Below are 12,667 nucleotides of genomic sequence, written 5' to 3' on the forward strand. Positions count from 1 at the left end.
AGGCTCTGGATAGCGGCTTTCCGACCAATCGCTCGCCGTCTCCCGAAGATCGCCACATAACTACCTGCCGATGCGCGATTATCCGCAAAAACATCCCTCGTCATAAATTCCTTTGCCTGACCCCGGCCTCCCGCCGCATGCCTTGGAATACAGAGCCAGCGGGCCGTCTTCGGCCACGCCAGTCGAGGGGAGGATGCGGATTTGGCCGAGATCGAAACCTTTTATGAGGTGATGCGCCGTCAGGGGATCACCCGGCGCAGCTTCATGAAATACTGCTCGCTGACGGCAGCGGCCCTGGGGCTGGGGCCGGCCTTCGTGCCGAAGATCGCCCATGCGATGGAGACGAAGCCGCGCACCCCGGTGATCTGGGTACATGGGCTGGAATGCACCTGCTGTTCGGAGAGCTTCATCCGCTCGGCCCATCCCCTTGCCAAGGATGTCGTGCTCAGCATGATCAGCCTCGATTACGACGACACGCTGATGGCGGCGGCGGGGCATCAGGCCGAGGCCGCGCTGATGGAGACGATCGAGAAATACAAGGGCAACTACATCCTCGCGGTCGAGGGCAACCCGCCGCTGAACGAGGACGGGATGTATTGCATCATCGGCGGCAAGCCCTTCGTCGAGCAGTTGAAGATGGCGGCCGAACACGCCAAGGCGATCATTTCGTGGGGCGCCTGCGCCTCCTACGGCTGCGTGCAGGCGGCCGCACCCAACCCGACGCGGGCGACGCCGGTGCACAAGGTCATCCTCGACAAGCCGATCATCAAGGTGCCAGGCTGCCCACCCATCGCGGAGGTGATGACCGGTGTCATCACCTACATGCTGACTTTCGACCGCCTGCCCGAGCTTGACCGCCAGGGCCGCCCGGCGATGTTCTACAGCCAGCGCATCCACGACAAATGCTACCGCCGCCCGCACTTCGACGCAGGGCAGTTCGTGGAAGCTTGGGACGACGACTATGCGCGCAAGGGCTACTGCCTCTACAAGATGGGCTGCAAGGGGCCGACCACCTACAACGCCTGTTCCACCGTGCGCTGGAACGAGGGCGTCAGCTTCCCGATCCAGTCGGGCCACGGCTGCATCGGCTGTTCCGAGGACGGATTCTGGGATCAGGGCTCGTTCTACGACCGGCTGACCACGATCAAGCAGTTCGGCATCGAGGCAAATGCCGACCGGGTCGGCATGACCGCCGTCGGTGCGCTCGGCGCGGGCGTGGCGCTGCATGTCGCGGCCAGTGCGCTGAAACGGGCGCAGAAAAAGACCCAATCCCCCGAAAAGACGGAGGCCTGAGCCATGGGTGCCACACCGAACGGCTTCACGCTCGACACCACCGGCCGCCGCATCGTGGTCGATCCGGTGACCCGGATCGAAGGCCACATGCGCTGCGAGGTGAATGTGGACGATCAGGGCATCATCCGCAACGCGGTCTCCACCGGCACCATGTGGCGCGGGCTGGAGGTGATCCTGAAGGGCCGCGATCCGCGCGACGCCTGGGCCTTCACCGAGCGTATCTGCGGCGTCTGCACCGGCACCCATGCGCTGACCTCGGTCCGAGCGGTGGAGGATGCCTTGGGAATCCGCATCCCCGACAATGCCAACTCGATCCGCAATATAATGCAACTGAACCTGCAGGTGCATGACCACATCGTGCATTTCTACCACCTGCACGCACTGGATTGGGTTAACCCCGTCAATGCCTTGCGCGCCGATCCGAAAACGACGAGCGAGCTTCAGCAGGCAGTCTCTCCAAGTCACCCGCTGTCCTCGCCCGGCTACTTCCGTGACGTGCAGAACCGGCTGAAGAAGTTCGTGGAATCGGGCCAGCTTGGCCTCTTCAAGAACGGCTACTGGGACAACCCGGCTTATCTGCTGCCGCCAGAAGCCGACCTGATGGCGACGACGCACTACCTGGAGGCGCTGGACCTGCAGAAGGACATCGTCAAGGTCCATACCATCTTCGGCGGCAAGAACCCGCATCCGAACTGGCTGGTGGGCGGCGTGCCTTGCCCGATCAACATCGATGGGGTCGGGTCGGTCGGTGCGATCAACATGGAGCGGCTGAACATGGTCAGCTCCATCATCGACCGCTGCATCGAGTTCAACCGCAACGTTTACCTGCCCGACGTGATCGCCATCGGCGGCTTCTACAAGACCTGGCTCTACGGTGGGGGGCTGTCGTCGAAATCGGTGCTGGCCTATGGCGACATTCCCGAGAACGCCAATGATTTCAGCACGGAGCAGCTGCATCTTCCACGCGGCGCTATCATCGACGGCGACCTGACGCAGGTGCATGACGTTGACGTCCGCGACCCCGAGCAGGTGCAGGAATTCGTCGACCACTCCTGGTACACCTATGGCGAGCCCGGCAAGGGCCTGCACCCCTGGGATGGCGTGACCGAGCCGAAATACGAACTCGGACCCAATGCCAAGGGCACGCGGACCAATATCCAGGAGCTGGACGAGGCCGCGAAATATTCCTGGATCAAGGCGCCGCGTTGGCGGGGGCATGCGATGGAGGTGGGGCCGCTGGCCCGCTACATCGTCGGCTACGCCAAGGGGCACGAGGACATCAAGAGCCAGGTCGAAGGTCTTCTGGGCACAATGCAACTGCCGGTTTCGGCGTTGTTCTCCACCCTCGGTCGCACGGCGGCGCGGGCATTGGAGAGCGAGTATTGCGGACGGCTGCAGAAGCACTTCTTCGACAAGCTGGTAACTAACATCAAAAACGGCGACCAAGCCACGGCTAATGTTGAGAAATGGGACCCGAGCACCTGGCCACGCGAGGCGAAGGGTGTCGGCATGACTGAGGCACCGCGCGGCGCGCTCGGGCACTGGATCAGGATCAAGGACGGGCGGATCGAGAACTATCAATGCGTCGTGCCGACCACTTGGAACGGCTCGCCGCGCGACACGGCGGGCAATATCGGTGCCTTCGAGGCGGCGCTGATGAACACCAAGATGGAGCGGCCCGAGGAGCCGGTGGAGATCCTGCGCACGCTGCACTCCTTCGATCCCTGCCTCGCCTGCTCCACCCATGTCATCTCGCCCGACGGGTCGGAGCTGACCCGCGTCAAAGTCCGCTGAGGGAGGAAATCATGCGATACCTTGCGCTTACCGTCGTTCTTTCATCTGTGGCCGCTCCCGTTCTGGCCCATACCGGACATGGCGAGACCTCGGGCTTTCTGCACGGCTTCGGCCATCCGATCCTCGGGCCGGATCATCTCTTGGCCATGCTGGGCGTCGGTGTCTGGTCGGGCTTCGCCCTGCCGAGGCGTCTCTGGGCCGGGGCGGTGACCTTCCTCGCGGCGATGAGCCTTGGCGCGGCGCTGTCTTGGGCCGGGATCGGCATCCCGATGGTCGAGGCCTGGATCCTCGCCTCGGTGCTGCTCGCCGGGCTTCTGGTGGTGTCTGCCCGCAGCGCACAGCCCCGCTGGCAGACCGGCCTCTCGCTCGCGGCCATTGCCACCTTCGCCGCCTGCCACGGCCATGCCCATGCAACCGAGGCCCGCGGGGCGATCGCGCCCTATCTCGCGGGCTTCCTGATCTCCACAGCCCTTCTGCATCTGGCCGGGATCGGTGTCGCGCTCGGCACCAGCCGCAGCCGGGCCGCGCGGGTGATCCAGACCCTGCTCGGCTCGGCATTGGCCGGATCGGGCCTTCTCCTGATGGCGGGGTAAGGCCATGGACACCAAGGCGCCGGTCACGATCCATGTCGTCAACCCCGAGGCCCCGACCCCGCTGGAGGCCGCGCGCCTCACCGGCGGGGCACGGCCCGAGGATATCGAGAGTATCTTCTACAAGACCTCGGTCTATGTCTACGAGGTGCCGGTGCGGCTCTGGCACTGGCTGAATGCGGCGATGATCTTCGTGCTGATCGGCACGGGATACCTGATCGCCTCGCCGCTGCCGACGATGGAGATCGCCGAGGCCACCGACCAGTTCGTCTTCGGCTACATCCGCTTCGCGCATTTCGCCGCTGGGATGGTGCTGACGGTGGCCTTCTTCGCCCGCATCCTCTGGGCCTTCTATGGCAACACCCATGCGCGGCAGATGTTCTACATTCCGCTGTGGAACCTGCGCTGGATCAGAGAGGTGATCTTCGAGCTGAAATGGTATTTCTTCCTCGTGCCCGAGCCGAAGAAATACATCGGACACAACCCCTTGGCCCATGCAGCGATGTTCTTCTTCATCACGCTGGGCATGACCTTCATGATCGTCACCGGCTTTGCGCTCTATGCCGAGGGCGCGGGACAAGGCTCGGTCTATGACCGGCTGTTCGGCTGGGTACTGGGGCTGGTGGGCAATTCGCAGCGGCTGCACACGCTGCATCATCTGGGCATGTGGTCGATCGTGATCTTCACGGTGATCCATATCTACGCCGCCGTCCGCGAGGATATCATGTCGCGCCAATCGATGATCTCGACCATCGTCTCGGGCTGGCGGACCTTCAAGGACGACCGGGTGGAGTAACGCTGACCGGTCGAGGCGGGCGCGTCCGGTGGTCGCGCTTGTGCCCGCACCGGTCAGCGGCTTTCCAGAGGCGGGTTGGATCTGGAAGCACCGTGATCGGCGCTTGCGCCGCCCCGCGCCCCGGCATCGTTGGATTTCCGTGACAAAACAGCGCTCTGACAGCTTGTCGCATCCATGTCACTTTCCTGTCTTTTAACACGATCTGCAAAGACTATTGTCGGATACACGGGCGGGGCGAGAGCCACGCTGCGAGCAGCGGCCAGGGAGGGGTCCATGCCAGCAACTTCACCGGCGAGGGTGCTCGTCCTCGGGATCGGCAACCTGCTCTGGGCCGACGAGGGCTTCGGGCCGCGTTGCGTCGAGGCCCTGGCCGCGCGCCACGCCTTCCCCGACCGGGTGAGGCTGCTCGACGGCGGCACGCAGGGGCTCTACCTCCTGCCGTTTCTCGAGGAGGCCGAGGCGCTGCTGGTCTTCGACGCGGTGGATTACGGCCTCGCCCCCGGCACGCTGCTGACGGTGCGCGATGCCGAAGTGCCCGCCTTTCTGGGCGCAAAGAAGATGAGCCTGCACCAGACTGGCTTTCAGGAGGTGATCGCCACCGCCCAGCTTCTGGACCGCTGCCCGGACCGGATGACGCTGATCGGCTGCCAGCCCGAGGAACTGGAGGATTACGGCGGCAGCCTGCGCCCGGTGGTGGCGGTACGGATCGCGCCCGCGCTGGATCTGGCACTGGCCGAATTGGCCGGATGGGGCGTGACGCCCCTGCCAGGCGCGCATGGCGGTGCGGATCTCGCCGATGCCGCGCTGCGCCGCGAGGCCTATGAGCAGGGTCGCCCGGCCGAGGCCGAGGCCTGTCGCACCGGCGACGCACGTTTCTTTCCGGAGGCGCTCTGATGTGCGTCGGCGAGCCGCTGCGGCTTCTGGCCATCGACGGGATCGCCGGGACGGCACGCGATGGCGACCGTCTGCAGCTCATCGACCTGAGCCTGACCCCCGATGCCCGCACCGGCGACTGGGTGCTGGCCTTCCTCGGCGCCGCGCATCGGGTGATCGACGTGACCGAGGCCCGGCAGATCGCGGCGGCGCTGCAGGCACTCCGGGCGATCATGGCCGGGGAGGAGGCGGGCGATGGCTTTGCCGACCTCGACCGCGCGCCGCAACTGCCCCCCCATCTGCAGGCCGCGCTCGACGCGGGCCGAAGCCACGGATGATGCCATGACCCACCCGCTGATCGCCCGTCTCGAAACCGACCTAGGCTGGCCGCGTCTTTCGAGCCTGCCAGAGGTGGAGGCCTTCACCGCCGCCCCCGGCGCCCACTGCCTGTTCATCCCCGGCGATCCGGCGCGCAATCTGGAAAGCGCCGATGCCGCGGTGATCCTGCCGGAGCTACGGCTGGCCTTTCAGCGCGCCTTCGACTGCGCCATCGTCGACGATGCCATCGAGGCGGCGCTGCGCGATGCCACCCGCGCGCTGCGGACGCCCGGCTTCCTGTTCTACCGCGAAGGCCGTTTCCTCGGCGCGATCGAGAAGATCCGCGACTGGGACGACTACCTCGCGCGCATCCCGCATCTCCTCGGCCTCGCCCGGGCCTGAAAGGACATCGCATGGCTTCCGCCTTCCATCTGCCGCCCAGTGGTTTCGGCCCCGGCTCGCAACCGCCCGAGGATGACGCCGAGCTGGCCTATCTGGCGCTGCCCTCCGGCATGCGGACCTATGCGCCGCATCTGCCCGAACTGGCCGACCCCAGCAGCGCGACCCCGGCGCTGAAGACGCTGGCCGATATCGCCGCCGCCTGCGACCTCTGCGCGACGACCGGGCAGACCGCGGGCTTCGATCTCGCGGGGCTCGACGCCGAGAACCGGCGGCTGATGGCGGAGACGCTCGGGCAGGGCGAGGTTTCGATGCGGCTGCGCGGCATCCCGGCGCTGCGGGTGCAGGAGAGCGTCTTTGCCGGTGTCTGGGTGCTGGGGGGCGAAGGTGTCGACCGGGTGGAGGTCGCCCCCATCCCCGCCGCCGCGCTCGGCAGGGCCTTTGCGCCGCACCGTCCCGCCGAGGCCACACCGCCGCGCAGCCCTGGCGTGGTGAATGCGCCCCCGCTTCTGGCCGAGCTTTCCGACAAGGCGCGGCACTGGCTGCCGGGTGTGCCGCCGCGTGTCGTCAACCTGACGCTGCTGCCGCATACCGAGGAGGATCTGCTCTGGCTCGACCGGGCGCTGGGGGAAGGCGCGGTCACCATCCTGTCGCGCGGCTATGGCAATTGCCGGATCACCGCGACGGCCCTGCCGCAGGTCTGGCGGGTGCAGTTCTTCAACTCGATGGACAGCCTGATCCTCGACACCTTCGAGGTGACGGCGATGCCCGACGTGGCGCTGGCCGCGCCCGAAGACCTTGCCGACAGCGGCGCCCGGCTCCTCGAAGTGCTGGAGGCGATCCGATGAGCGGCTTCGAGGGCTCCTATCTCGGCGCGGGTGACCGGATCAGCGCAGAGGCGGTGATGGAGTGCAAGATCTGCTGGACGCCCTACGATCCCGCGCAGGGCGACGAGTACCGGCAGGTGCTGCCGGGCACGGCCTTCTCCGCCCTGCCCGAGGACTGGAGCTGCCCCTGCTGCGGCGCGCCCAAGCCGCAGTTCATGGTGCTGGAAGACCCCGGCGCCGCCGCCAGTGCCGAAGAGGCGGCGATTGCCGCGCGGGTTGCCAATCTGGTGGCCGATTTCAACGATATCTGGCATGCCAAGATGCGCGACGTGCCGCTGGTCAACGGCGCGCTGCATGTCGAGGCGGTGGGCTTCCGGCTGCATGAGTGCCGCCCGCTGGGGGTGCTCTTGTCGCCGTGGTTCATGAACCTTGTGCTTTTGCCCGCTCCCGGTGAAGACTGGTCGGCGCTGGTGCCGGGGGCGAAGGAGGAGATCGCCTTTCCTTCGGGACGCTACGAGTTCATCTACAACACCCGGCTGATGACCGGCGGATACAAGGCCTGCTCGCTGTTCTCTCCCATGACCGATTTTCCCAGTCAGTTGCAGGCGGTGGAGGTGGCCCGGGCGGTGATGGCGGCGCTGTTCGACGAGACGAACCGCGCGGAGACCGACCGCGCCGCCGAGATCCGCGCGACGCGCGAGGCCGAGCTGGCCGCGGCGGAAAGCCCGCCCGACCTCACCCCCACCCGCCGGGCCGTACTGACGGCGGGGCTTGGCACAGCGGAGGCACAATGAGCGACGGGCTCGAGATCAGGCTGACCCCGGAGGGCACGCGGCTGGCGGCCAAGATCCGTCTGCCGAAGCCCCTGCCGCTCGCACAGCTGGTCTCGGGCCGCTCGCCTTTTGCGGTGGCGGAGCTTCTGCCGCGGCTCTTCAACCTCTGCGCCGAGGCGCAGGGCATGGCGGCACGGCTGGCGCTCGGCCTGCCGATGGGCGCGCGGCGAGCGCTGGCCGAGGAGATCCGCCGCGAGCATCTGCTGAAGCTGACGGTGATCTGGCCGGGCCTGCTGGGCCTGCCCACGGCGGCGCTGCCGCAGGCCGAGGCGGATTTGCGGCGGGCAGTCTTCGGTGGACCGGCTCTGCCCGACCCCGCCGGGTTCGAGAGCTGGCTGGCCTCCGATGCCGGTGTGGCCCCGCTCCTGCGCCGGATCGCCGCGCTCTTCGCCGCGGGCGAGGCCGTGGCCGATCTGCCCGCCCTGCCCCCACGCCAGACGATGAGCCTGCGCGCCTTCGAGAACTCGCCCGCCGCGCGGCAGGCGGCGCATCCCCTGCTCGCCGCCGTCGCGGAGCGTCAGGGCAAGGGGCCGCTCTGGCGCGTGCTGGGGCGGCTGGTCGATCTGCAGGCCTGTCTTGCCGAGATGCCGCGCCCGCTGATCCTTGCCTGCGGCGCCGCGATCGTGCCCGCCGCCCGGGGCAGCTACGGGCTGCGCGCCCAAGTGGAGCGCGGCCAGGTGACCGGCCTGAGCCGGGTCACGCCGACCGACCACCTCACCGCCCCCGGCGGGGTTCTGGCGCAGAGCCTGGCCAGCCTGCCCGCCGACAAGGCCGCGCTGGCGCCGCTTCTGGTTTCGATCCTCGATCCCTGCCTTCCGGTCGAGCTGCGCGAGGTGGAACATGCATGAGATGTCGCTCTGCGAGGGCATCCGCGGCGTCGTCGAGGATCAGGCGGCCCGGCACGGCTTTGCCCGCGTCACCCTGCTGCGGCTGGAGATCGGGCGCTTCGCCGGGGTGGAGAAACAGGCGCTCGGCTTTGCCTTCGACGTGGTGATGCGCGGCTCGCCCGCCGAGGGTGCGGTGCTCGAGATGATCGACCTGCCGGGCCGCGCCGCCTGCTACGACTGCGGCGAGACGGTGGAGATCGCCGACCGGCTGAGCCCCTGCCCGCTCTGCGGCAGCGGCAGGCTGATGCCGGTGGCGGGGGACGAGATGCGGATCAGAGATATGGAAGTGGCGTGATGTGCACGGTCTGCGGCTGCGACGGAACGATGACGCTGGAGGGCAAGGCCGGGCATGCGCACGGGCATTCCCACGCGCATGAGCAGGGGCACTTCCACGGGCACCACCACCCTCACGGCCTCCACCATCACGGCCTTGGAGCGGCGGGTGTCAGCGTGCCGGGGATGAGTCAGGCGCGGCTGATCGAGGTCGAGACCGACATCCTCTCGAAGAACAACGCCTATGCCGCAGCCAACCGTGCGGCGCTGCGGCGGCTCGGGGCCTTGGCGCTGAACCTCGTCTCCTCGCCCGGCTCGGGCAAGACCACGCTGCTCTGCCGCACCATCGCCATGCTTGGCGCGGCGCCGCTCGCCGTGATCGAGGGCGACCAGCAGACCAGCCATGACGCCGACCGCATCCGTGCCACCGGGGCGCGGGCGGTGCAGATCAACACCGGCAAGGGCTGTCATCTCGACGCGCATATGGTGGGCCATGCGCTCGACGATCTGGCGCCGGCCCATGGCAGCTACCTCTTCATCGAGAATGTCGGCAATCTCGTCTGCCCCGCCGCCTTCGATCTGGGCGAGGATGCCAAGGTGGCGATCCTCTCGGTTACCGAAGGCGAGGACAAGCCGCTGAAATACCCAGACATGTTCACCGCCGCACGGCTCGCGATCCTGAACAAGACCGATCTCGCGCCGCATTGCGACGTCGATCTCGGGCTCTACGAGGCCAACCTGCGCCGCGTCAACCCGGGGATCGACATCCTGCGAGTCTCGGCCCGTACCGGCGAGGGGATGGAGGCCTGGCTGCGCTGGCTCGCCTCGCGCCGCGCCGAGAAACTGCTGAAGGCCGCCTGATGCCCCGCGCCCGCCCCCTGATCCTTCTGGTCGATGACGAGCCGCATGCGCTGAGCGCGATGCGCATGGCGCTGGAGGACGAATTCGAGATCGCCACCGCTCCCGGCGCCGAAGCTGCGCTGAAGGTCCTCGAGGAGGAATGGGTGCAGGTCATCATCTCGGATCAGCGGATGCCGGGGATGACGGGGGTGGAGCTTCTGGCGCAGGCCCGCGAACGCTGGCCGGAGACGGTGCGGATCATCCTCACCGGCTATACCGACAGTTCGGCGATGGCGGCGGCGATCAACGAAGCGGGCATCCACCAATTCCTGACGAAGCCCTGGCTGCCCGACCAGCTGGTGATGGCGGCCAAATCCGCCGCGCGGCTGTTCGAGCTGGCGCGCGAGAACGAGCGGCTGGCGCTGGAGATGCGCTTCCTCACCTCCACGGTCGAGACGCGGCTGGAGAAACGGCGCAAGGCGCTGCGCGACGGGCTCGGCTTCGAGACGATCCTGCGCGCGCCGACATCTCCGATGAACGCGGTCGTGGCGCAGGCCCGGCAATACGCGAGCTTCGACGTGCCGGTGCTGCTGACCGGCGAGCCGGGGACGGCCAAGGCGCAGCTCGCCCGCGCCATGCATTACGGCTCGCTGCGCTCGGACCGGCCGTTCCACGAGTTCAGCCTCTCGGGCGTGCCCGAGGATCTGGCGGCGCTGGAACTTTACGGGGCGAAGCGGGGCACTGCGCCGGGCAATGGCACGCGGATCGGGCTGATGCAGAAGGCCGACCGCGGCACGCTCTATCTCGGCGGGGTCGATTGCGCTTCGCCCGCGCTGCAGCTCTCGCTGATGCGGGTGCTGGCGCAGGGTGTCTTCTCGCCTCTGGGCGGGCAGGAGACGCTGACCACCTCGGTCCGCCTGATTGCCGGCTCGCACCGCGACCTGCGGGCGCTGGTGGCCGAGGGGCTGTTTCGCGCCGATCTCTACTACGCGCTCTCTGCCGGCGAGATTGCCGTGCCGCCACTGCGCGCCCGTCGCGGCGACGTGGCGCTTCTGGCGCAGCAGATCCTCGACGGGCTGGCCACCGCCCATGCCAAGCCGGTGCACGACTTCGACGCGGCGGCGCTGGAGTTTCTGGAGAATTACGACTGGCCCGGCAACCTGCGCGAGCTGACCAACGAGGTGACGCGGATGCTGATCTTCGCCCAAGGCAAGGTGCTGGGCGCCGATCTGATCTCGCGCCCGATCCTGCAGGCGCCGCCGGGCGAAGGCGGGGCCGACCGTTCGGCGCAGGCAGTCCTGACGGCGGATGGGACGCTGAAGGACCGGGTGGAGCTGATCGAGATGCGCATCCTGCGCGAGACGCTGACCCGCCACCGCTGGAACAAGAGCCGCGCTGCGGCGGAACTGGGGCTGAGCCGGGTCGGGCTGCGTGCCAAGCTCGACCGCTACGGCATCGCCGACCCCTCCGGCCGCGTGCCGGCAGAAGAAGAGGAAGACTGACATGTGTCTCGGCATCCCCGGCCAGATCGTCGCGATCACCGACCCCACGCGGCTGATGGCGCTGGCGGAAGTCTCGGGCGTGCGGCGCGAGGTGAGCGTGGCCTGCGTCGCCTCAGGGCCGCTCGAAGCGCTGATCGGGGAATGGGCGCTGATCCATGTCGGCTTCGCCATGAGCCTGATTGACGCGGCGGAGGCAGCAAAGACGCTGGAGGCGCTGCGCGATCTCGGGGAGGCGCAGGAGGCGCTGGAGGCGATGGCCGCGGGCGACGCGGCGCTGGAGGCGCGTGGATGAAATACGCTTCCGAATTCCGCGATCCCGTCGCCGCGCGTGCGCTGCTCGCCGCCATTGCCGCCATGGCCGAACGCATCGGCGCCAGCCGTGAAAAACCGCTCCACATCATGGAGATCTGCGGCGGTCATACCCATGCGATCTTCCGCTACGGGCTCGACCGGCTGGTGCATGAGGGGATCGAGTTCATCCACGGTCCCGGCTGCCCGGTTTGCGTGCTGCCGATGGCGCGGGTGGACGAGTGCATCGAGATTGCCGAACGCCCCGAGGTGATCTTCACCACCTTCGGCGATGCGATGCGGGTGCCGGGGCGGCGCGGGTCGCTGTTGCAGGCCAAGGCGCGCGGCGCCGATATCCGCATGGTCTATTCGCCGCTCGACGCGCTGGAACTGGCGCGGCGCAACCCGGAGCGCGAGGTAGTGTTCTTCGGTCTCGGCTTCGAGACCACGACTCCCTCCACCGCCCTGTCGATCCAGCAGGCGGCGCGCGAGGGTCTGCGCAATTTCAGCGTCTTCTGTACCCATATCACCGTGCCCGAACCGCTGCGCGCCCTGCTCGAGGACCCCGACATGCGGCTCGACGGTTTCATCGGTCCGGGGCATGTGAGCATGGTGATCGGCATCCACGCCTATGACTTCATCCCGCGCGACTATGGCCGGCCCATCGTCGTCGCCGGCTTCGAGCCGACCGATCTGCTGCAATCGCTGCTGATGGTGCTGACCCAGATCGCCGAGGGCCGGGCGGCAGTGGAGAACCAATATGCCCGCGTCGTGCCGGAACATGGCAACCCGGTGAGCCTTGCCGCCATCGCCGATGTCTACGAGCGGCGCCCCTCTTTCGAATGGCGGGGCCTCGGCGAGATCGACTCCTCCGGCCTGCGCATCCGCCCGGCCTACGCCGCCTGGGATGCCGAGGCGAAGTTCGGCGTCGGCTATGGCGCGGCCAACCGCAGCCTGCCCGAGCCCGAGGGCTGCGCCTGCGGCGCCGTGATGACCGGGCGGATGAAGCCGGTCGCCTGTCCGCAGTTCGGCCGGGGTTGCACGCCCGAAACACCGCTCGGCGCGCTGATGGTCAGCTCCGAAGGTGCCTGCGCCGCCTACTGGCAATACGCCGGAGCGCGGGCGGCGGCGGAGTGAGGGGCCTCCGCCCCCGC

The 12,667-nt window shown here is 67.9% G+C and carries 15 protein-coding genes; all 15 read left to right on the forward strand.

The window, feature by feature from the left end:
- Positions 1–201 precede the first annotated feature (201 nt).
- Positions 202–1,293 carry a hydrogenase small subunit gene (locus AC3A5Z_RS11205; protein ID WP_487519417.1) on the forward strand — a complete coding sequence of 364 codons (1,092 nt, stop codon included), beginning with the start codon at positions 202–204 and terminating at the stop codon, positions 1,291–1,293.
- Between the two features lie 3 nt (positions 1,294–1,296).
- On the forward strand, positions 1,297–3,087 hold the full coding sequence (locus AC3A5Z_RS11210) for a nickel-dependent hydrogenase large subunit (protein WP_487519418.1): 1,791 nt from the start codon (positions 1,297–1,299) through the stop codon (positions 3,085–3,087).
- 11 nt (positions 3,088–3,098) lie between these two features.
- Entirely contained in the window at positions 3,099–3,680 is a 582-nt protein-coding gene (locus AC3A5Z_RS11215; RefSeq protein ID WP_487519419.1) for a HupE/UreJ family protein, read from the forward strand.
- 4 nt (positions 3,681–3,684) lie between these two features.
- The gene (gene cybH, locus AC3A5Z_RS11220) at positions 3,685–4,473 is read left to right on the forward strand and encodes a Ni/Fe-hydrogenase, b-type cytochrome subunit (protein ID WP_487519420.1); all 789 of its coding nucleotides are present in this window, start codon (positions 3,685–3,687) and stop codon (positions 4,471–4,473) included.
- Positions 4,474–4,746: 273 nt separating this feature from the next.
- Positions 4,747–5,367, forward strand: coding sequence for a HyaD/HybD family hydrogenase maturation endopeptidase (locus AC3A5Z_RS11225; protein ID WP_487519421.1), 621 nt, complete (start codon positions 4,747–4,749; stop codon positions 5,365–5,367).
- Positions 5,367–5,684 (forward strand): HypC/HybG/HupF family hydrogenase formation chaperone, encoded by a 318-nt coding sequence (locus AC3A5Z_RS11230; protein WP_487519422.1) that lies wholly within the window; start codon positions 5,367–5,369, stop codon positions 5,682–5,684. The genes AC3A5Z_RS11225 and AC3A5Z_RS11230 overlap by 1 nt, the downstream gene beginning before the upstream one ends.
- A 4-nt stretch (positions 5,685–5,688) precedes the next feature.
- Positions 5,689–6,066, forward strand: a complete 378-nt coding sequence (locus tag AC3A5Z_RS11235; protein WP_487519423.1) for a thioredoxin domain-containing protein — start codon at positions 5,689–5,691, stop codon at positions 6,064–6,066.
- Positions 6,067–6,077: 11 nt separating this feature from the next.
- Entirely contained in the window at positions 6,078–6,911 is an 834-nt protein-coding gene (locus AC3A5Z_RS11240; protein ID WP_487519424.1) for a hydrogenase expression/formation protein, read from the forward strand.
- The gene (hybE, locus tag AC3A5Z_RS11245; protein ID WP_487519425.1) at positions 6,908–7,684 is read left to right on the forward strand and encodes a [NiFe]-hydrogenase assembly chaperone HybE; all 777 of its coding nucleotides are present in this window, start codon (positions 6,908–6,910) and stop codon (positions 7,682–7,684) included. Before AC3A5Z_RS11240 ends, hybE begins: the two co-directional genes overlap by 4 nt.
- Positions 7,681–8,571, forward strand: a complete 891-nt coding sequence (locus AC3A5Z_RS11250; RefSeq protein ID WP_487519426.1) for a HupK protein — start codon at positions 7,681–7,683, stop codon at positions 8,569–8,571. The genes hybE and AC3A5Z_RS11250 overlap by 4 nt, the downstream gene beginning before the upstream one ends.
- Complete coding sequence (hypA, locus tag AC3A5Z_RS11255) at positions 8,564–8,905, forward strand: hydrogenase maturation nickel metallochaperone HypA (RefSeq protein ID WP_487519427.1); 342 nt, start codon at positions 8,564–8,566, stop codon at positions 8,903–8,905. The genes AC3A5Z_RS11250 and hypA overlap by 8 nt, the downstream gene beginning before the upstream one ends.
- On the forward strand, positions 8,905–9,744 hold the full coding sequence (gene hypB / locus AC3A5Z_RS11260; RefSeq protein WP_487519429.1) for a hydrogenase nickel incorporation protein HypB: 840 nt from the start codon (positions 8,905–8,907) through the stop codon (positions 9,742–9,744). The genes hypA and hypB overlap by 1 nt, the downstream gene beginning before the upstream one ends.
- Positions 9,744–11,225: a sigma-54-dependent transcriptional regulator gene (locus AC3A5Z_RS11265; protein ID WP_487519430.1), complete on the forward strand. Its 1,482-nt coding sequence runs from the start codon at positions 9,744–9,746 to the stop codon at positions 11,223–11,225. Before hypB ends, AC3A5Z_RS11265 begins: the two co-directional genes overlap by 1 nt.
- Before the next feature lies 1 nt (position 11,226).
- Positions 11,227–11,517, forward strand: coding sequence for a HypC/HybG/HupF family hydrogenase formation chaperone (locus AC3A5Z_RS11270; RefSeq protein WP_487519431.1), 291 nt, complete (start codon positions 11,227–11,229; stop codon positions 11,515–11,517).
- Positions 11,514–12,650, forward strand: a complete 1,137-nt coding sequence (gene hypD, locus AC3A5Z_RS11275; protein ID WP_487519432.1) for a hydrogenase formation protein HypD — start codon at positions 11,514–11,516, stop codon at positions 12,648–12,650. The genes AC3A5Z_RS11270 and hypD overlap by 4 nt, the downstream gene beginning before the upstream one ends.
- The last annotated feature ends 17 nt before the right edge of the window (positions 12,651–12,667 follow it).

It is taken from the genome of Cereibacter sp. Soil_C_27 (assembly GCF_057657095.1).

What these genes read in the sequence shown, in the direction of transcription:
- AC3A5Z_RS11210 (WP_487519418.1), top strand. Translation starts at nt 1,297, where the DNA reads ATGGGTGCCACACCGAACGGCTTCACGCTCGACACCACCGGCCGCCGC.
- AC3A5Z_RS11215 (WP_487519419.1), top strand. Translation starts at nt 3,099, where the DNA reads ATGCGATACCTTGCGCTTACCGTCGTTCTTTCATCTGTGGCCGCTCCC.
- cybH (WP_487519420.1), top strand. Translation starts at nt 3,685, where the DNA reads ATGGACACCAAGGCGCCGGTCACGATCCATGTCGTCAACCCCGAGGCC.
- AC3A5Z_RS11225 (WP_487519421.1), top strand. Translation starts at nt 4,747, where the DNA reads ATGCCAGCAACTTCACCGGCGAGGGTGCTCGTCCTCGGGATCGGCAAC.
- AC3A5Z_RS11230 (WP_487519422.1), top strand. Translation starts at nt 5,367, where the DNA reads ATGTGCGTCGGCGAGCCGCTGCGGCTTCTGGCCATCGACGGGATCGCC.
- AC3A5Z_RS11235 (WP_487519423.1), top strand. Translation starts at nt 5,689, where the DNA reads ATGACCCACCCGCTGATCGCCCGTCTCGAAACCGACCTAGGCTGGCCG.
- AC3A5Z_RS11240 (WP_487519424.1), top strand. Translation starts at nt 6,078, where the DNA reads ATGGCTTCCGCCTTCCATCTGCCGCCCAGTGGTTTCGGCCCCGGCTCG.
- hybE (WP_487519425.1), top strand. Translation starts at nt 6,908, where the DNA reads ATGAGCGGCTTCGAGGGCTCCTATCTCGGCGCGGGTGACCGGATCAGC.
- AC3A5Z_RS11250 (WP_487519426.1), top strand. Translation starts at nt 7,681, where the DNA reads ATGAGCGACGGGCTCGAGATCAGGCTGACCCCGGAGGGCACGCGGCTG.
- hypA (WP_487519427.1), top strand. Translation starts at nt 8,564, where the DNA reads ATGCATGAGATGTCGCTCTGCGAGGGCATCCGCGGCGTCGTCGAGGAT.
- hypB (WP_487519429.1), top strand. Translation starts at nt 8,905, where the DNA reads ATGTGCACGGTCTGCGGCTGCGACGGAACGATGACGCTGGAGGGCAAG.
- AC3A5Z_RS11265 (WP_487519430.1), top strand. Translation starts at nt 9,744, where the DNA reads ATGCCCCGCGCCCGCCCCCTGATCCTTCTGGTCGATGACGAGCCGCAT.
- AC3A5Z_RS11270 (WP_487519431.1), top strand. Translation starts at nt 11,227, where the DNA reads ATGTGTCTCGGCATCCCCGGCCAGATCGTCGCGATCACCGACCCCACG.
- hypD (WP_487519432.1), top strand. Translation starts at nt 11,514, where the DNA reads ATGAAATACGCTTCCGAATTCCGCGATCCCGTCGCCGCGCGTGCGCTG.